The 1,764-nt window shown below is 47.3% G+C and carries 2 protein-coding genes; both read left to right on the plus strand.

The genetic code is table 11. The features are described from left to right. On the plus strand, positions 1-516 hold a 516-nt coding region (locus AC438_RS16290; protein WP_053982318.1), incomplete at its 5' end, for a hypothetical protein. Between the two features lie 94 nt (positions 517-610). Then, positions 611-1,764 (plus strand): IS256 family transposase (locus AC438_RS16295; RefSeq protein ID WP_053982319.1); only part of this gene is annotated, 1,154 nt, incomplete at its 3' end.

A 1,764-nucleotide genomic window follows, 5' to 3' on the forward strand; every position in this document is an offset into this window, starting at 1 on the left:
GGGGGAACGGTGAGTAAGGTAACGGGAGGGAAGTTTGCAAATGGCGCTCAAACGGCATCTTTGGCTTTTTTAGTGAATCAGTTGGCAAGTGCTGGTGCTGAAGCTGCACAAAAGGGATGCTCTGGGCAAATGTGTCGAGGGAGCGGGCAAAGCGCCGCTGATAAACACTTTTCCCGAAATGCCGAAAATGATGCGTTTTTTAAAGAGCAAGGTTTATACGGAAGAAATGACCTGACTACCGACGAAATTCAAAATGCAGGTGAATTTGGGCTCAAGAAAGTCTCTGAAGGTGAAACTGCTTTTCATAGAAATGGGCCAGGTAATGAAAATAATTTGAAATTTACAAGTCAAGTTTCAAGAAGAGAAAGCTGGTTTCAAAGAACATTTTCTAATCGCTATGGTCGTTATGAGCTAATTGTTAGGCCGAATGGAGACGGAACATTCACGCATGTGACTGAGTCCATAAATATGGGTACTTTAAATCGTGGAAATAATCCGATTACGCATTTTACCTGAGGTATGGTGATTTCTGGTGTATGACGAATTAACGAGGTGACGTATCTTGTTGGAAAGATCCTGGCAGATCAGTAACCAACGAAGAGTACGCCACATGACCGATGATAAAGTCATTCAATTACATGAGCCAGTAAAAGATGCACTGGCAGAGATATTAAAAACGGGAGCCCAAAGACTCTTAGCGCAAGCCGTCGAAGCTGAGCTGCAGGAATTATTGGACACCTACAGCTATCGGCAAACAGAAAACGGCCGCCAAGCGGTGGTCCGCAATGGATACCTCCCAGAGCGCAGCGTGCAGACTGGCCTGGGGGATATTGAAGTGAAAGTTCCCAAGGTGCGTGATCGTAGCGGTAGTGGCATAAAGTTTAATAGCAAGTTGGTGCCACCTTACTTGAAACGCGCTCAGTCCATCGAGGAATTGCTGCCGTGGCTTTACCTCAAGGGTGTGTCGACAGGCGATTTCCAGGAGGCTCTACAAAGCTTGCTCGGTGCCGAGGCAAGTGGATTGTCGGCCAATACCATCAGCCGTTTAAAAAGCACCTGGGAAGATGATTATCACAAATGGCGAAAAAGAGATTTGTCGAACAAGCGCTACATTTACATCTGGGCTGACGGTGTTTACTGCAATGTCCGCCAAGACGACAAATTGTGCCTGTTGGTCATTATGGGTTCCGATAGTAGCGGCCGTAAAGAGATTATAGGTCTCACCGATGGTTACAGAGAATCTGAAGCAAGCTGGACCGAGCTGCTACAGCAACTTGGCCAACAAGGCTTATCGATCGCACCAGAATTAGGGGTGGGCGACGGAGCATTAGGTTTTTGGAAAGCGTTAACAAAGTACTGGCCAGGCACGAAGCAGCAACGCTGCTGGGTACACAAGACGGCTAACGTGCTGAATAAACTACCCAAATCGATGCAGCCGAAAGTCAAAGAAGCCCTACAAGATATATGGATGGCCGAGACTAAAGCGCAAGCTAATACGGCCTTCGATGCTTGCCTGGAAAGGTTCGAGGCAAAATACCCTAAAGCGATGGAGTGTCTCAATAAGAGCCGCGAAGAAATGCTGGCGTTTTATGATTTTCCTGCGGAGCATTGGGGGCACATCAGGACGACCAACCCTATAGAGTCAGTATTTGCCTCGGTGCGCTTACGAACGAACAAAACAAAAAATTGTGGAAGCCGCGCCACAACATTAGCTATGGCATTTAAACTCATGCAGTCAGCCCAAAAACGCTGGCATCGCTTGAG

This window comes from Marinagarivorans algicola, assembly GCF_001292705.1.
GTDB lineage: Bacteria > Pseudomonadota > Gammaproteobacteria > Pseudomonadales > Cellvibrionaceae > Marinagarivorans > Marinagarivorans algicola.